General features: G+C 58.4%; 11 protein-coding genes and 3 pseudogenes. 10 read left to right on the top strand and 4 right to left on the bottom strand.

Annotated elements, in window-relative coordinates; all coding sequences use genetic code 11:
- Positions 1–63 precede the first annotated feature (63 nt).
- The 4 genes and pseudogenes from istB to JZY08_RS11915 all read right to left on the bottom strand — a co-directional run bounded on the left by istB (position 64) and on the right by JZY08_RS11915 (position 3,906).
- The gene (gene istB / locus JZY08_RS11930; RefSeq protein ID WP_246669768.1) at positions 64–969 is read right to left on the bottom strand and encodes an IS21-like element helper ATPase IstB; all 906 of its coding nucleotides are present in this window, start codon (positions 967–969) and stop codon (positions 64–66) included.
- Positions 911–2,470: pseudogene (istA, locus tag JZY08_RS11925) on the bottom strand (IS21 family transposase). Before istA ends, istB begins: the two are co-directional and overlap by 59 nt.
- A gap of 110 nt (positions 2,471–2,580) precedes the next feature.
- Complete coding sequence (locus tag JZY08_RS11920) at positions 2,581–3,666, bottom strand: recombinase family protein (RefSeq protein WP_216330258.1); 1,086 nt, start codon at positions 3,664–3,666, stop codon at positions 2,581–2,583.
- 39 nt (positions 3,667–3,705) lie between these two features.
- Positions 3,706–3,906: a type II toxin-antitoxin system prevent-host-death family antitoxin gene (locus tag JZY08_RS11915; RefSeq protein WP_216330257.1), complete on the bottom strand. Its 201-nt coding sequence runs from the start codon at positions 3,904–3,906 to the stop codon at positions 3,706–3,708.
- A 269-nt stretch (positions 3,907–4,175) separates the two neighbouring features.
- On the opposite strand from JZY08_RS11915, the pseudogene JZY08_RS11910 reads away from it, so the two are divergent.
- From JZY08_RS11910 to JZY08_RS11865, 10 genes and pseudogenes are all read left to right on the top strand, one after another.
- Positions 4,176–4,523, top strand: a pseudogene (locus tag JZY08_RS11910) (TrbG/VirB9 family P-type conjugative transfer protein); the annotation flags it as partial.
- The gene (locus JZY08_RS11905; RefSeq protein WP_216330256.1) at positions 4,520–5,653 is read left to right on the top strand and encodes a TrbI/VirB10 family protein; all 1,134 of its coding nucleotides are present in this window, start codon (positions 4,520–4,522) and stop codon (positions 5,651–5,653) included. The pseudogene JZY08_RS11910 and the gene JZY08_RS11905, both read left to right, overlap by 4 nt.
- 2 nt (positions 5,654–5,655) lie before the next feature.
- Positions 5,656–5,871 carry a DUF2274 domain-containing protein gene (locus tag JZY08_RS11900; RefSeq protein WP_216330255.1) on the top strand — a complete coding sequence of 72 codons (216 nt, stop codon included), beginning with the start codon at positions 5,656–5,658 and terminating at the stop codon, positions 5,869–5,871.
- Positions 5,872–5,987: 116 nt separating this feature from the next.
- A pseudogene (locus JZY08_RS11895) lies at positions 5,988–6,513 on the top strand (DDE-type integrase/transposase/recombinase); the annotation flags it as partial.
- A 119-nt stretch (positions 6,514–6,632) separates the two neighbouring features.
- Positions 6,633–6,851 carry a helix-turn-helix domain-containing protein gene (locus JZY08_RS11890; protein ID WP_216330254.1) on the top strand — a complete coding sequence of 73 codons (219 nt, stop codon included), beginning with the start codon at positions 6,633–6,635 and terminating at the stop codon, positions 6,849–6,851.
- Complete coding sequence (brxF, locus tag JZY08_RS11885) at positions 6,848–7,345, top strand: BREX-3 system P-loop-containing protein BrxF (RefSeq protein WP_216330253.1); 498 nt, start codon at positions 6,848–6,850, stop codon at positions 7,343–7,345. Before JZY08_RS11890 ends, brxF begins: the two co-directional genes overlap by 4 nt.
- A 21-nt stretch (positions 7,346–7,366) precedes the next feature.
- Positions 7,367–11,107, top strand: coding sequence for a DUF6079 family protein (locus JZY08_RS11880; RefSeq protein WP_216330252.1), 3,741 nt, complete (start codon positions 7,367–7,369; stop codon positions 11,105–11,107).
- Between the two features lie 5 nt (positions 11,108–11,112).
- Entirely contained in the window at positions 11,113–12,978 is a 1,866-nt protein-coding gene (locus JZY08_RS11875; protein WP_216330251.1) for an RNA-binding domain-containing protein, read from the top strand.
- The gene (locus JZY08_RS11870) at positions 12,968–14,857 is read left to right on the top strand and encodes an ATP-binding protein (RefSeq protein WP_216330250.1); all 1,890 of its coding nucleotides are present in this window, start codon (positions 12,968–12,970) and stop codon (positions 14,855–14,857) included. The genes JZY08_RS11875 and JZY08_RS11870 overlap by 11 nt, the downstream gene beginning before the upstream one ends.
- Before the next feature lie 17 nt (positions 14,858–14,874).
- Positions 14,875–17,643, top strand: a complete 2,769-nt coding sequence (locus tag JZY08_RS11865; RefSeq protein WP_216330249.1) for a DNA methyltransferase — start codon at positions 14,875–14,877, stop codon at positions 17,641–17,643.

Here is a 17,643-nt window from a genome sequence, read left to right as displayed (position 1 = left end):
CGCCTCGAAGTCGGGCTTCAAATGCCGCGCTTTAGATTGGTCCCGTTCTCCTGAGCCTTGCCGCTACGCAAGCGGGATAATGGTGCTGCCGGACAAAACGGCGACCGTATGTGAGTTTGAACCGGTGAAGGAAACGTGCCGCGTCAAGCAAGGTGGCTCAGACCATGGGTTCGATACGAAATCGAAGGGGCACGCTATGAAACGATGATTGATCTTGACGACGAAATCCTCATGTGAGCTTTGAGAGCGGTTTTTAAAGCGCCAGGATTCGTTCCCGGTTTCCACGATCTCGCAATGGTGGGTGAGCCTGTCGAGCAGAGCGGCGGTCATCTTGGCGTCGCCGAATACGGCCGGCCACTCGCCGAAGGCCAGGTTCGTCGTGACGATGATGGACGTCCGCTCGTAGAGCCTGCTGATGAGGTGGAAGAGGAGCTGGCCGCCCGCCTGGGCAAATGGGAGATAGCCCAGTTCGTCCATGATGACGAAGTCGAGCCTGGTGATGAAGTCGGCCAGCCGTCCCTGTTTGCCGCTACGTGCCTCCGTCTCGAGCCGATTGACGAGGTCGACGACGTTGAAGAAGCGGCCGCGTGCGCCATTGCGGATCAGAGCACGAGCAAGGGCGATGGACAGGTGAGACTTTCCCGTGCCGGTTCCGCCGACCAGAACGATATTGTGCTGCTCGGCGAGGAAGGCCCCGGTTGCGAGTTGGCGCACCAGGCCTTCGTTGACCGGCGTGTCGGTGAAGTCGAAGTCGTCGATGTCCTTGGCCAGCGGCAGTTTGGCGACGGTGATTTGGTATTTGATGGAGCGCGCTTGCTTCTCGGCGATCTCCGACTGAAGCAGGTCACCGACGATGCGCGGCGGTTCGTGCTGTCGCTTGATGCCGGAGGCCATGATCTCGTCATAGGCGCTACGCATGCCGAACAGCTTCAGCGTGCCCATCATGTCGAGGATTTGGGATCGTTCCATATCAGCTTGCCCTCCTCAGGCTGTCGTAACGGGCGCAGTCGGCCAGAGGCTCATGGGTCAGGCGAAGCGCATCGGGGATGGAAAGGATGGCGGCCGGCTGCGGATCACGCTTGCGGGCCAGAATGTTGATGATGACGGCGGCCGAGAACACGCCCTGATCGATCGCCTCCTGGCAGGCCGCTTCGACGGCGGGGAGCCCGTCCAGGCCCACGCATTCGAGGATCGACACCATCTGCCGGTCGCCGTCATGCATTGCCTTCAGCCGGCGGCGCACCTTCTCCATGGCGGCGGGCAAAACCCAGTCGTGGAACGGCGCACCGTTGCGCAGTGCTCCCGGTTTGCGGGTCAGGACCGGCACGTAATGCCAGGGATTATAGATCGTCTCGCCACGGCCGAAGCAGCGATCGTGTTGGCCGATTTCCACGCCATCCTGCCGGATGACGATGCGATCTGCATAGGCATGTATCTCGGCAGGGCGGCCGACTGCCGTAGACAGTACCGAGTATTTGTTGTTGTCGAAACGCACGAGGCAGGTCTTGCCGATCGAGGCCTGCACAGCGTGGAAGCCGTCGAATTTGCCGGGATAGCCGACCAGGTGCGGCCGCTCCGCATCGAACACCTCCCAGATCGTGCGCTCCGTCTGATCGACGTGCTTATGAGCGCGGGCGTAACTGATGCACTTGTCCAGCAACCAGCCATTCAGTTCATCGTAGGATTTGAAGCGCAGTCGCGGCGTGAAGAAGCGTTCGCGCACCAGATTGACCTGGTTCTCGACCTGGCCTTTCTCCCACCCCGACGCCGGCGTGCAGGCCACCGGTTCGATCAGGTAATGGCTGCACATCTGTAGGAAGCGGCGATTGTATTGCCGTTCCTTGCCGACGAAGACCGTCTCCACCGCGGTCTTCATATTATCATAGATGCCGCGCGTGCAGGCCCCGCCGAAGAAAGCGAACGCCCTGTCATGGGCGTCGAAGACCATCTCTTGCGTCTCGCGCGGATAGGCTCTCACATACATCATCCGGCTGTGGCAGAGCCGGATATGCGCAACCTTCACCGTCGTCGTCACGCCGTTCAGCACGACAATCTCGTGGCTCCAGTCGAACTGGTAGGCCTCGCCCGGCGCGTAATAGAGCGGCACATAGGCTTGCGCCGTCACGGACCCGCGCTCCTTCGCCCATGTTCGGGCGTAACGCCGGACTGTGTCGTAACCGCCCTCGTAGCCGAGGTCGCGCAAGTCCTCGAATATCCGGATCAGTGTCAGCCGTTCGCGAGAAGATTTGGCCTCATTGGCGAGGAGCATTCCATCGAGCTGACCGCGCCAGGGGCCGAGCTTCGGCTGAGGTTGACGGGTCCGTTCGTATTTGAACTCCGTCTCATCGGTGCGCAAAACCTTCCGCACCACTTTCCGCGATATGCCCAACTCCCGGCAGATCGCCTTGATCGACTTGCCCTGAACATGGGCTAGCCGCCGTATCTTCAGAATTGTTTCCACAATAAGCATCCGAACAAAAAGCCTCCGATGAAACCGGAGGCTGTTGTAACCCCATTGCAGATGGGGGTCCCGTTTGGACGCCGATCACCCCATGTGCGGGGTCCTTATTCCATGCCTAATCACACCTCACGCGGGATCGTGCGGCTGTTTGAACACGCGCCCTTGCTGATGTGGTTCGAGCAGGCGAACCGATTAGCGCCGCGAAGCGAGTAGGGGCCTCCGCAGCAGCCACAGAACACGAGGCTGGACAGAAGTGACTTCGGCCGACGTGTGCCGTCCAGGCGGTTCTTTTTGTGGTGCTTGCGTACGGCTTCGGTGACATTGGCAAACTTCTCGGCGATCTCGCCCTGTCGGACACGAACTGAACGCCAGAGTTCGTCATCGACAATACGCAGCTTCGGCACATCCTTGATGATCCACTCCGATTCCGGGTTCAGGCGTGAGACGCGCTTTCCGGTCGATGGATCTTTGATGTAGCGAAGCCGGTTCCAGATCAGACGACCGATATAAAGTTCATTATTCACCAGCCCCGTGCCGCGCTTCACATGGCCGCGGATTGTGGTGTCGCTCCAGAGCTTGCCAGCCGGACCGGGGACACCTTCCTCGTTCAATGTGCGGGCGATTGTGCGCGGACCCACGCCGGCGGCGAACTCGCGGAAAATGCGCCTGACAACATTGGCCTCGGCTTCGTTGATCTCGCGATCACCACGAATGGGATCACCGCGCGCATCGAGCTGCTCATTGTAGCCAAAGCACAGTCCGCCGCCTGACTTGCCGTCCTCGACGCGGCCACGGATGCCCCGATGGGTTTTGGCGGCAAGGTCTTTCAAGAACAGCGCGTTCATCGTGCCCTTCAGGCCGACATGAAGCTCGCTGATCTCGCCCTCGGACAGCGTGACAATGGGAACGCCTGCGAATTTGAGGTGTTTATAGAAGGTAGCGACGTCAGCCTGGTCGCGACTGATGCGGTCGAGCGCCTCTGCCAGCACGATGTCGAACTGGCCCGCCTGCGCGTCTTGCAGCAGCGCCTGAATGCCGGGGCGCAGGATCATGCTCGCGCCGGAGATGCCTGCATCCTTGTAGGCTCCGACGATCTTCCACTTCTCGCGCTTCGCCTGCTCGCGGCAGATGCGCAACTGGTCCTCGATCGACGCCTCGCGCTGATTGTCGGAAGAAAATCGGGCATAGAGCGCAACGCGGGTCATCTCGGCAGTCCTTTCAAGCTCCGTGTCGGGGGAGGTATCTTAATTCCGTTCAGGTTCGGAGGCGGCCTCAACCGTCTTGCCGGTGCGCTCCGCCGCTGACAGTAGCTCGTCATATTGGGTGGCTGACATCAGCACAAACTCGCGCCTGCCATGTCGTGTGATCTCTACCGGCTCGCGGTGAGACTCATTCAGATACTGTCCGAACTTGCGCTGAAATTCGAGGGAGGTTGTGGTTGGCATCGCAGACTCCAGGAGAATAGGTCTGCCCGTATAATACGTGTTACACGTATAAATGCAACGGGATTTGCAAGTCAGCTACGCAGGTGGCGTTGTGCTTTGCGCTCCACTGCCAGTTTACGCTCGAACTGAAGGGCAAAAAGGGCAGGGAAGGCGGAGGGCAAGATAAAGGAAACCGGCACCCTGTCGGGCCGGTTTCTGGGCAAGCCCTTGTCTGCACACTGTTTTGGGGCGCGGCGCACGGCACCCTGCTTTTGGGTCTCGCGTGCCGCGCGCCCATCATCCCTGTCGAGACGGCCCGTAACTATCGTTACGGACTGACTGGAGACACGCCACCGTGGCGGCCCATCTCCGTCTTCGACGATGGCCGCCGTGTCTATGTCGTCTTCCCGCGCGGCATCGTGCAGGGCGAGATGCCGCCAATCTTCGTCATCGGTTCCGAGGGCGAAACGCAGATCATCAATAGCCGCATTCACCAGAACATCCTGATCGTGGATCGCCTGTTCGGCGCGGCCGAACTGCGCCTTGGCAGCGGCGATCGCCAGCAAACCGTCAGGATCGTCCGCGTTGAACCAAGGCAGGCGGCCCAGCCCGCAAAGACCGGGGAGAAGCCGTCATGAGCGAAGAGACGACCACCAACGCAGCCCCCATGCGCCTGCGCGCCGAGCCGCCGCGCGTCACCCGCCTGTCGCGCAAGATGCTGGGCGGTGTGGGCGCTATCGCGCTCCTCGGCATTGGCGGCGCATTGATCTATGCGCTCCAGACCCGCGACATGAGTGGAAATAGAGAGGAACTCTATTCGACCGAGAACCGCCCCACAGCGGACGGGCTGGCCGGCCTGCCGCGCGATTATACCGGCCCGGTCCTGGGACCAGCTTTGCCAGGCGATCTCGGCGGCCCGATCCTCGACGCCCAGAACCGTGGCCAGCCCGTCACGCCAACCGCTATGGCAACACCGACCCGTGATCCCGCCGAGGAGCGCCGCCTCGCCGAGGAGGAAGCCGCGCGCCTCAGCACGGTGTTCTTCCAGTCGGGGCAGAGGACGGCGACCGCACCAGGCTCTACGATTCCGGGCCTTGCAGGTCTCGACCTTGGCGGTCAGCCCGCAACGCAGGGCCGACACACGGCATTCCTGAACGGGCCGGTGGATCGCCAGACCGTCGCCATGGATCGGATCATGGCGCCAGCCTCGCCCTACATCCTTCAGGCAGGGGCCGTAATCCCAGCGGCCATGATTACCGGGATCCGCTCGGACCTTCCCGGCCAAATCACCGCGCAGGTCACGGAAAATGTCTATGACAGCCCGACAGGCGCACTCCTGTTGATACCGCAAGGAACGCGCATCATCGGCCAGTATGACGCTGGTGTGCAATTCGGCCAGCGCCGTGTGCTGCTGGTCTGGAACCGCCTGATACTGCCCAATGGCCGCTCGATCGTGCTGGAGCGTCAGCCGGGTGCTGATGCTTCCGGCTATGCCGGTCTGGAAGATGGCGTCGATTACCACTGGTGGGATATGATGAAGGCGGCGGGCCTGTCCACGCTGCTCGGCATCGGTACGGAACTGGCGACCGACGACGAGGATCGGCTGATCCGAACCATCCGCGACGGGGCACAGGACACCATCAATCAGGCCGGACAGCAGATCGTCCAGCGCCAGTTGCAGGTCGCGCCCACGCTGACCATCCGGCCAGGCTTCGCGGTGAGGGTAATTGTGACAAGGGATCTGGTACTCGAACCATATAGGGACTGACCATGGCGAAGCTGAAACTCGGGCCGCTGACCGACGACAAGCCGGTGAAGATAAATCTGGAATTGCCCGCGCAACTCCACCGCGACCTCATGGACTATGGCGTTCTGTTGGCCGATGGCGCTGCGCCCATCGAGCCTGCCAGACTGATCGTGCCAATGCTGGAGCGGTTCATTGCCACGGATCGCGGATTCGCAAAGGCGCGGCGAGCCGGGCGCTGAAACGATCATTGGTCTGCCAGAAAATGCTATTGGTGGTATCAGATCGAGAATAATCCGCGGTAGGTAGCCTCGTCAGGGTCTGCCGTTTCTTCAGCACTGGCCCTTCACGGGTGCCTGTCCACGACGGCAAGGTCATCGTGATGCTCTCGAACCTGAACTGGTGCAGCAACGGGTTCGAGTTTACCTGTTGGAAGGCGATGTCGTTCGTGGCGCCTCCCATATCGACGCCCATGACCGCGAGATCATCGCCTGGCGGGCCGTGATGAATGCCGGAATCAGCGGCTCGGATATCCACGATCTGCTCGAAGCCATAGCGGCGGTTCTCTGTCCTGCGCGTGCCGGTGTTCATGAGGTTCTCACCGACAATGGCGGGTCCTACATCGCCAAGGACACGCAGATTTTCGTCCGCCAGCTTGGCCTGAAGCCATGCTTCACACCGGTTCGTAGCCCGCAGAGCAACAGCATGTCCGAGGTCATCGTCAAAACCCTGAAGCGTTACTACGTCCAAGTCACGCCGCTGACTGACGCCGCCTCGGATCTATCAGAACCTGGATCGCAGATTACAACGACAACCACCCGCACGCAGAGCTGAAGATGCGCTCGCCCCGCGAGTTGATCGCAACACAAACCTCAACCGCCTGAGTGTCCGGTGAAACGGGGCAATACCGCACCCCTCGTTACTCACTTCACGTTTTGCTTGCTGAATGTTGCCAATATATGCCAAGAAGGCACAACGAAACCACAAAGCCCTTGGCAGTAGTATGATTGAACCGTCCAACGAAATCCTCACACTTGAGGAAGTCGCCGCCTATCTGAAAGCTGGCCGGCGCACGGTCTATCGCTTGGCGGCTAATGGGCAGATTCCCGCGTTTAAATTGGGCGGTACATGGCGCTTCCACCGCGCCGAATTGGATCGGTGGATCGCGGCGCAAATAGCCAGCCAAGAAGAAAAGCCCAAGCCGGACGAGGGGAAGCAATGACCCATGCGTTCGCACTATCGGCAGAGGTTGTCCGCCTCCCTGCGCTTGAACGGCTCACCGGGGAAATCAACTCTCTCCAGAGCAAGCTAATCCTTCTCGTCGGCAGTCGCGCCAAAACGCGCCTTCTGCGCGCTTTGGCGCGACGGTTGAACGCTAAGCCTCTCAATGTTGGCGTGACGCTGGGACGTCGCTTGGCGGTCACGCCCGTCTCAGATCGCAGCTTCTCGACGAACGAACTGCTCCGCGAAATCACCTATTACGTGGACGGTGACGCTCCGCTGCTGCTCGACAACCTCGAAGTGCTCTTTGAGCCTAGTCTGAAGGTCAATCCACTCAACGTCATCAAACTATTGGCGCACTCACGTCCGGTCGTCGCGGCATGGCCAGGTGAAATACGCAACGATCGGCTGATTTACGCCGGTATGGGTCACCCCGAATACCGCGAATACAGCCTCGACGGCGTTGTCGTCTTTGAAACGGCGCAACGCCAATAAGGGGACTGGAAGGTCAGGAATATGAAGTACAAAGATCTCATTCAGTTCGAGCAGATCGAGTCGGTTGTTCAACTGCTCGACGCCGACCGTCCCGACGAAGCCAAGAAGCTCGTTTCGACATTTGTCATCTCCGATGACATGGCCGAACGCATTGCCAAGCTCATGGTGCCGCAGCTCGGCTTCGACGAATCTGTCGATCACAAGGGTGTGCTGATCGTTGGCAACTACGGCACCGGTAAGTCGCACTTGATGTCGGTGCTATCACTGGTGGCAGAAGACGCAGCCTATGCGCAGATGATCCGACACCCCAAGGTGGTCGATGCTGTCGCGTCCATCGGGGGGTGCTTCAAGGTGCTGCGCATCGAGGTTGGTGGCCTTGAAATGCCGTTGCGCCAGATTATCACCCAGCAGATCGAACGCTTCCTCAAGAAGCTCGGCGTCGATTTCACCTTCCCGAGCGCCGATCAGGAGCTGAATAACAAGGACTCCTTCGAGGAGATGATGGCTGCGTTCGGCGAGAAGTTCCCGGATCAGGGGCTTTTGCTCGTGGTGGACGAGTTCCTCGAATACCTGCAATCGCGTCGCGATCACGAACTGGTACTCGACCTGGCCATTCTGCGTCAGATCGGCGAAGTCGCCAAGCATTTGAAATTCCGCTTTGTTGCGGGTGTGCAGGAGGCCATCTTCGATAGCGGACGGTTCCAGCACGTGGCCGACAGTATCCGCCGCGTCAATGAACGCTTCACGCAAATCCTGATCGACCGCCAGGACGTGGGCTTCGTCGTTTCCGCGCGTCTGCTCAAGAAGTCAGCCGACCAGCAGAATAAAATTCGCGAATACCTGAAGCCCTTCGCCAAGTTCTACGGATCGATGAACGAGCGTATGGACGAATATGTCCGGCTATTCCCGGTTCACCCTGACTATCTTAAGACATTTGAGCAGATTCACTTCACCGAGAAGCGTGGCGCGCTGAAGACCATCGAAGCCGCAATGCAGGCCATTCTCGATCAGGACGTGCCGACTGATCGGCCGCAACTGATCGCCTATGAAAACTTCTGGAATACGGTCAAGAGCAACCAGGTGCTGCGCGCCGATCCCAACATCAGGGAGGTCTTGCGCGTCTCTGAAGTGCTGGAATCCCGAATCCAACAGGCATTCACGCGGCCGGCCTACAAGCCGATGGCGCTGCGCGTCATCAACGGCCTGGCTGTGCATCGCTTGACCACCGGCGGCGACATCCACGTCCCGATTGGTCCTACGGCCGCAGAGCTTCGCGATTCTCTGTGCCTGTTCCAGCCTGGCGTCGGGGATATGCCAGGCGAACCGGCTGAGAACTTGCTGTCGATGGTTCAAACCGTGATGCGCGAGGTGCTGAAGACCGTCAACGGCCAGTTTATCTCCAAGGCTGTCGACACGGAGCAGTATTACCTCGATCTCAAAAAGGACGTCGACTACGACGCCCAGATCGATAAGCGCGCCGAAGCATTGTCAGATGACGCTTTAGACCGCGCCTATTATAGCGCCGTCAAGGCGCTGATGGAGTGCAGCGACGATCTTCGCTACCCTGGCTTCCAGATATGGCAATACCAGATCGAATGGCAGGAACGCCGCGTCGAACGCCTCGGCTATCTGTTCTTCGGAGGACCAAACGACCGTCCAACCGCGCAGCCCGAGCGTGATTTCTACATCTACTTCATTCAGCCCTTCGACAAAGGGCAGCGCACCTACTCGCAACAGTCGGATGAAGTGTTCTTCCGCTTGAAAGCGCTAGACGAGGACTACAGGCGCTATCTGTCCCAATACGCTGCCTCGCTCGACCTAGGATCAACCGCCAGTGGCGGCGCGAAGGCTGTCTATCAGTCCAAGGCGCAGGATGCCCTGCGCGCCATGAGCAAGTGGCTGCAAGAAAAGCAGCTGACGGCGTTTGAAGTCACCTATCAGGGCAAGGCCAAGACGTTGCAAGACTGGGCCAAAGGCGTGTCGCTGCGCGACCGCGCGCGCTTGGGGCCGGAGGAAAGGATCAACTTCCGCGACATTGTGAACATCGTCTCAGGCTTGGTTTTGTCCCAGCATTTTGCTGACATCGCGCCCGAATATCCCAAATTTCCGGTGCTCGTCACCGAGGCTAACCGTAAGTCCCTCATCGGCGCCACGCTGCGCGCACTGGCGGGCGGGACCCGCACGAAGGATGCCACCGCCGTGCTTGATGCGCTGGAAGTGCTCGATGGCGAACGCATCGACCCCGCTGGTTCTCGGTACGCCCAGGAGGCGTTGAACCGCCTCAAGGCCAAGGGTCATGGTCAGGTGCTCAACCGCAACGAACTTATCGCCGGCGCAACCGACGTGGAGTATTTTTCTCCGGCCAAACACCGGCTTGAGCCCGATCTGCTGGTCGTTGTGCTGAGCGTACTGGCCTATTCTGGTGACATCGTGCTCTCGATTACCGGTGACAAAATCGACTCCAGCAAGCTCTCCTTGCTAGTCGAACGCTCGCTCGATGAACTCAAGCAGTTCAAGCACATCGAGGCGCCCAAGGAAGTTAACCTCGCGGTCCTGCGTGCGCTGTTCGAGTTACTCGACCTGCCATCCGGCCTGGCGCAGAAGGCCAGCCAAGGCGACGTCGAACCGGTCATCGCGTTGCAAGAAAAGATCAGCGGCCTAGTGCCGCGTGTGCTCAGGGCAGGCTCCGATCTCCAGCAGGGCAAGCTCGCCTTCTGGGGCCAGAACCTGCTGCGCGAGGAAGAAGGCAAGGATTGGTATGCGCGGCTGGATGCGCTCAAGAAATTTACGGAATCCCTGTTGCCCTACAACACCGTCGGCAAGCTCAAAAACTTGCGCACCACCCAGGAAGACATCGACATCCAGAAGAAAAACCTGGACGTGCTCGCCGGTGTCGAGCGCTTGTTGGAACTGATCGGAGAATTGGGAGGCGCCGCATCCTATCTGTCGCAGGCGGAGATGATCTTGGAGCCCGGCCACGACTGGGTGAAGCAGGCCCAAGCGGCGCGCAAAACCCTGTTCGATAAGCTGGCCGAAGACCGCACAGCGGAGCGCGCCGTCGCGGTCCTTGGCGAAGGCCGTCAGACTCTCGCCAGGCTCAAGAAGGATTACGTCACCGCCTATATCGCCAGCCACAGCAAAGCGCGGCTCGGCGTCTCTGAAGAGAAGACACGCAATGCGCTGCGCCGCGACGACCGCTTGTTGTCGTTGCGTGTGCTGGCAGGCGTCTCGCTGATGCCCACCAGTCAGCTCACCGGCTTCGAGGACGCGCTCAACGGCCTGAAAAGCTGCTCCGCGCTTGACGAGCCGACGCTGCTCAGAACGCCGGTATGTCCCCACTGCCACTTCCGGCCGTCCGCCGAGCAACTGGAACTTCTGCCTGCCGCCAGTCGCCTGAACAAGCTGGACGACGATCTGGATCAGTTGCAGACCAACTGGCAACAGGCATTGCTGGGAAATCTGGAAGACCCGTTCACGCAAGACAGCTTGGGCCTGCTGTCGCCCGCATCAAAGGCACTGATCGATGCCTTCCTTGCCGCGCGCAAGCTGCCGGAGCCAGTCACCACCGATTTCGCCATCGCCGTGCAGGAAGCGCTGTCCGGACTGGAGAAGATCACGGTCAAAGCCGACGAACTACGTCAGGCCCTGCTGCAGGGAGGCTCGCCCGCCAAGCCGGATGAACTGCGCAACCGGTTCGACGGGCTCATCAGCGAGCGGGGCAAGGGCAAGGACGCCACCAAGCTTCGGTTCGTGATTGAGTGAGCGCCATGACCAGAGACGACCTGCTCGCAGCACTTCAATCCATCGAATGGAACGACATCGAATTCAAGGAAGCGACTTGGGCTGTGCCCAAGGACGCGCTTTCGACCGTCAGCGCCTTCGCCAACACGGATGGTGGACACCTGGTGTTCGGTATCAAGCAGGCCAACGGCACATTTACCGTCACGGGCGTGACCGACGCCGATCAGATGCAGAACACATTCCTCGGCCAGGTACGCGATACCAACAAGGTTAGTGCGTTCCTGCCGATCGAGCCAAAAAAGCACGACTTGCCGGAAGGCATTGTGCTGGCGTTCTACGTCCCCGAAGCCACACGGCAGCAGAAGCCTGTCTACATCGACGGGAATCCCAAAAAAGCCTACGTTCGCCGTGGCGGTCGTGACGATACCTGCACGGGCGACGAGCTGCTGCGCTACATCCGCGACGCATCGAACATCCGCTACGATGCCGAGACGCTGGATGTGGATATTGGCCGTTGTTTCGATGAGGCCTCTGTGCGTTGGTATCGAGCGCGATTTGCCGCCAGCAACCCCGGCAAAGACACCGCTGCTGATGACACGACATTCCTGCGGAACTGGGGCTTTCTGGCGGAGCAAGGCGGTGTGCTACGTCCCACCCGCGCCGCCATTCTCGTGCTGGGCAGCGGTGAGTACGTTCGTCAGGTGCTGCCGCGCATGGTCTCGGACGTACAGCTCTACCGCAATACCAGCACCGACTATGACTCCACCGCACGCTGGGCCGACCGCCTCTCCGTCGAAGACAATCTCATCAAGGCCTGGCAGGCCATCGTCGAGTTCTACTACCGTCACAGCGAGCGTCCCTTCGCGGTGGACGCGACCACCCTGCGGCGTGACGACGATCCGCCGGACTATATCTCTTTCCGCGAAGCTGCCATCAATCTGCTGATCCATCAGGACTTCGGCGACACCACTCGCGTTCCGGTGATCCGCTTTTTCCGTGACCAGACAGAGTTCTTCAATCCTGGAGATGCCTTTGCCTCGCGTGAGCAGCTTCTCGATCCGGGCGACAAGGAGGTTCGCAATCCTAGCATCGTCAACGCCTTCCGCCGCATCGGTCTGTCCGATCAGGGCGGCACCGGTGTGCGTGCCATTTTCGATAGCTGGCGCAAGCTGGGGTACTTGCCGCCGGAAATCGAGAACCACAGGGCCGAGAAGAGCTTCCGCTTGCGGCTACGCAAGGAAAAGCTCATCACCGAGGCGCAGATTCTGGCGCAGGCCAGCCTAGGCGCACATTTGTCCGAGCACGAGGCGGCGGTTTTTGCGTTCCTGTTGCGTGACGGCCAAGTCGATCTTGCCGACATCAAGGCGCTGACTGGGCTTACCGGTGCGCAGGCAATCGATCTGGCGCAACGCCTGACCGTGCAAGTGCTGACGGAACCGTTCGGCGATGCGACCCCTACATGGCGGTTGGTGCCCCATTTACGAGCCCGCTTTGCTGCCGAGGCGACCAAGAGAACCGCTGAAAGTCAACCAGTTGGGGCAGGAGCGGCGGGGAGGGGCGGCACCGATCAAGTCACCGAACAAGTTGCATCAGATCAGGACGGACTTGATCGGTCACTTGATCGGTTGACGGAGGTGCAGTGGCGTATCGTCGGCTACGCCGATGTCCCGCGCTCGCTGGCCGAGCTGATGACCCATGCCGGCTACCGCCAGCGTCCGCACTTCGTAGCCGCGCATCTGGAGCCACTACTGACCGGCGGCGTACTGCGCCCGACCATCCCCGACAAGCCGCGCTCGTCGCAGCAACGCTATGTCCTCACCGAAACAGGCATCCAACTCAAGCTGCTGCACGAACGGGCCGTGCCCAAGCCGGACGAAGAAAATGGATATTGAAACCTCCGGGGCGATTAGGCTGTTTTTCCCCAACCCTTCATTGACCCTCGTCTATTTTGAAGCGCTGGCCAATGCGCTGGACGCGGGTGCGACCGACGTGTCGATCAGTATCGACGTCCAAGCTTTCGACAAGCCAGACACGTTGACTATTACCGTTTCGGACAACGGCGATGGCTTCACAGACGAAAATTTTGATCGCTTCAAAACCCTGTTGAAGCCCAGGGACAAATTCCACAAAGGAATTGGTCGCTTGGTGTTTCTCAATTATTTTAATCGCGTTGAAGTTGTCAGCACGCGAGACAGATGGCAGAGGACGTTCACCTTCAAAGAAGGCTTTGATGGCAACGCGCCGCTCCAAAATATTGAACAAGCTCAAGACGCAAAAACAGCGCTCACCTTCACTGGCTTTACCGGAGCACGCGTCAGGTCTTACGACGATCTTAAACCGGATGCCATCAAGCCACTTTTGATCGAACAGTTTCTACCGACTCTAGATGCGCGCAAACGCGATGGCAAAGTATTCAAGATTTCGGTCATCTTAAGAACCATTGAAAGCAATGCGCAGAAAGAATTCTTTCCAAACGAAGTAACGATAACGGCCGATGATTTGCCAGCAATGACCAAGATAAGCATCCAGGACCGTACGCTGGATGCCATCTCGACCATCGATATGCACTATCACATTGCACCCGTGTCGGGGAAAGGCAGTTCACTCGTCGCCTTCAGCATCGACGGCCGAACGATACCGGCGAACCTGATCCCTCCTTCGTCGTTTCCGCCCGGCTATCTCTGCGTTTTTCTCTTCGAGTCCGAACTCTTTCACTCGAATGCGGACAGTTCCCGGCAAAGGCTTGTTTTGCCCGAAGGCACACCCGAGGCTCATCTCTTTCGCGTTCTGCGTCGTGAACTGGGCAGGGTTTTGGCGGAAAAGATCCCGCAGGTCACCAAGCGGAATGAAGAAACCAAGGAAAAATTTGTAGAGCAATTCCCTCATTTGCTCGGATTTTTTGAAGACGACACCGTTGGCATAATCGACCGGGATGACGCGTTGTCGATTGCGCAACAGCGGTTTTTCAAAGAGCAGAAAGCGATACTTCAATCCGAAAAATTGAGCGACGCCTCATACGAAAAATCCTTGGAAATGTCCTCCCGAACGCTGACAGAATATATTCTGTATCGGGAGAAAATCATAAGACGAATGAAAGAAATGTCGGGCGGCAATGCGGAATCCGAAATCCACAATCTGATTGTGCCAAGATTTAAGGAGTATTCGCAAAGCACTATGCCTTCTGAGATTTATCAGAACAATGCCTGGTTGCTCGATGACAAGTTCATGGTTTTCAGGACCATCCTAAGCGAAAAGAGCATGGATGCCGTCATCAATGCCATTCGCCTGGATGATGAAAGCGTGGGCGATACCGGCAGGCCTGATATCGCGATGATCTTTTCCGCAGATCCAAACGACACGACCCCAGTCGATGTCGTCGTGGTTGAGATCAAAAAGAAGTCGGATGACGAAAAAGACAACTCTTATGCAGTAAATCAACTTCTCGATCGAGCTGGAAAGCTCGTTGCGCATTGTCCAAATATTCAGCGTGTCTGGTATTATGCGATTATGAACGTCAACGACACAATGGCATTTCGATTGAGACAACTCAAATGGACACCCTTTTTCTCAAAGGGAAGGGTCTATTATCAAGAATTTGAGACGCCGCATCCTGACGGGCGCGTTGTCCCAACGCCGACCTTCGTGGTCTCGTTTGATGCGGTCGTAGCCGATGCCGAAGGCAGGAATCATACCTTCCTGGAAATCCTGCGGGAAGGCATGAAAAAGTATGCGGATGAACACGACGGCAGCAAATCGTCTGGCGCTGAATAAAGAAAAGATAGACTGATATGAACGATCTATTGGACAACCATCGCAGTGGGAAGAGCGGTCCCGTCGAATGCCTCGGCCAAACTTTTGCTAGTGATGACGCGCGGCGGGAGCATTTCCTAAATCTGCTGGCAGAGAAGCTGGAAGATCCAGGGTTCCGCAAGCAGGATGGTTTTCCGAAAGGGTCGAACGCCGCGATTCTCGCCATGTCCGATCCGCCCTATTACACCGCCTGCCCGAACCCGTGGCTGGCGGAGTTCGTGGCACATTACGGCAAGCCCTACGATCCGGCGGTGAAATACAGCCGCGAGCCGCTGGCGATCGACGTGAGCGTGGGCAAGACCGACGCCATCTACAAGGCGCACAGCTACCATACTAAGGTGCCGCACCTGGCCATCGTGCCGTCGATCCTGCACTACACCCAGCCGGGCGATGTGGTGCTGGACGGCTTTGCCGGTTCGGGCATGACCGGCGTGGCCGCGCATTGGTGCGGCACGGCTTCATCCGGCTACCGGCACGAACTGGAAATGGCATGGAAGAAGGAAGGACGCGCCGCGCCCAAATGGGGCGCGCGTCGCGCCGTGCTGAACGACCTGTCGCCGGCAGCGACTTTCATCGGCGCGAACTACAATATCCCCTTCGATGTCGATGCTTTCGCCAAGGCGGGTAAGCAGGTCCTTTCAGAGGTCGAGCACGATTGCGGCTGGATGTATGAGACAAAGCATACAGATCAGAAAACAATCGGAATAATTGAAGAAACGGTCTGGAGTGAAGTGTATTCATGCCCGGAGTGCGCTGGCGAAATAAACTTCTTTGAAGTCTATTATGACGTGGAGGCGTCAAAGGTTCGTGCAAATTCCATCTGCCCGCATTGCAGTGCGGAACTCACCAAGAAGAAGATGGAGCGCATCTACATAAGCGTGCCCGATCGTGCCAATTCGACCGTCGTTTCTCAGCCCAAAAGAGTGCCAGTTCAGATCACCTATAAGATTGGATCTCGGAAGTACACCAAAAAGCCAGACATGGACGATCTGGCACTCATCCAAAAGGTCTCGGAGATGCAAGTCACAGACGACGTGCCATCGATCGAGATACCGCCAATGCATATGACGCATGAAAGAGCAAGGATGGATGAGGCGGGCGTGACCCACCTCAACCATTTCTATCTTCCACGGGCTACGCAATACTTGGCGCGTCTATGGCAAAAAATAGGAAAAATCTCAGACCAGAGGCTTCGCTTGATGATGCGCTTCTGGTTCGATAGCCACATTATCAATTTGTCGATCCAAAATCGTTATCGTCCAGAAGTATCTTTCCCGTATAATCCAATGACCGGTGTTTATTATATCCCTTCGTTGATTTCGGAGGCTTCACCATTTACTGCCTATGCTAATCGACTGAAGAGACTTTCGGATACCTTTCAAGCCTTCTATCTGCGAGAAGCAAACGTCGCTCTCACAACGGGAACGGCGGCATTGTTGCCGCTTCCTAATGATTGCGTCGATTATATTTTTACCGACCCACCATTTGGTGAGAACATCTACTATTCTGATCTAAATTTTCTTGTTGAATCGTGGCACGGGGTAATAACCGACGCCAAACCGGAAGCGATTATTGACAAGTTCAAGAAAAAGGCGCTGCCCGAATATCAGCATCTGATGCAGAGTTGCTTCGCAGAATATCAGCGTGTGTTAAAGCCCGGCCGCTGGATGACGGTGGTGTTTTCCAACAGCAAGGCTGCGGTATGGAACGCCATTCAGGTCGCCTTGCAGCAGGCGGGCTTCGTCGTGGCGGAGGTCACGGCGCTGGACAAGGTACAGGGCAGCTACCGGCAGGTAACATCCACCACCGCCGTGAAGCAGGATCTGGTGATCTCCGCCTATAAGCCGAACGGGGGGCTGGAAGACAGATTTAAGAAGAGCGGTGCGACGCCGGAATCGGCGTGGGACTTTGTGCAGACCCACCTCCGCCATCTCTCCGTCACAAAGCTGAAAGACGCGGAACTGGAATTCATTGTTGAGCGCGACCCCCGCCGCATCTACGACCGGCTGGTCGCATGGTTCGTGCGCCATGGTGCGCCCGTGCCGCTGTCCAGCGATGAGTTTCTTTCCGGCTTACGCAGCCGTTTCCCCGAACGCGACGGCATGGTCTTCTTGCCCGACCAAGTGACGGAATATGACAAGAAGCGCGCGCAGACTGTACAGGCGCCGCAGATGGAACTGTTCGTCTCCGACGAGCGCAGCGCCATCGATTGGGTGGCGGACTTCCTGCGGGCGCGGCCGTCTACCTATCAGGACATCCACCCGGAGTTTATCAGGCAACTAGGCGCGGGCTGGAAGAAGCACGAGACGCGACCGGAACTCGCGGCACTTCTGGAAGCCAACTTCCTACGCTTCGACGGCGCGGGTGAAGTGCCCAGCCAAATTCACCGCTATCTCTCGACCAACTATCACGACTTGCGCAGCCTGGAAAAAACCGATCCGCGCCTCAATGCCCGTGCGCAGGATCGCTGGTATGTGCCCGATCCGAACAAAGCACAGGACTTGGAGAAGAAACGCGAAAGGGCGCTGCTCAAGGAGTTCGAGACTTACAAAACGTTCGCCGGCCGCAAGATCAAGGAATCGCGGCTGGAGGTCCTTCGCGCCGGCTTCAGCGCGGCGTGGGCCGCCAAGGATTACGCCACCATCCTCGGCATCGCCCACAAGCTGCCGGAAGAAACCCTCCAAGAAGATGAGCGGCTGCTCACCCTCTACGACATGGCGCTGACGCGCACTGAAGACGGGGCGTAA

Origin of the sequence: Rhizobium sp. X9, assembly GCF_018873185.1 — a bacterium.
Taxonomy (GTDB): Bacteria; Pseudomonadota; Alphaproteobacteria; order Rhizobiales; family Rhizobiaceae; genus Agrobacterium; species Agrobacterium oryzihabitans.
Note: the sequence above shows the minus strand (reverse complement) of the source record. Positions and strands in the feature narration are given on the sequence as shown.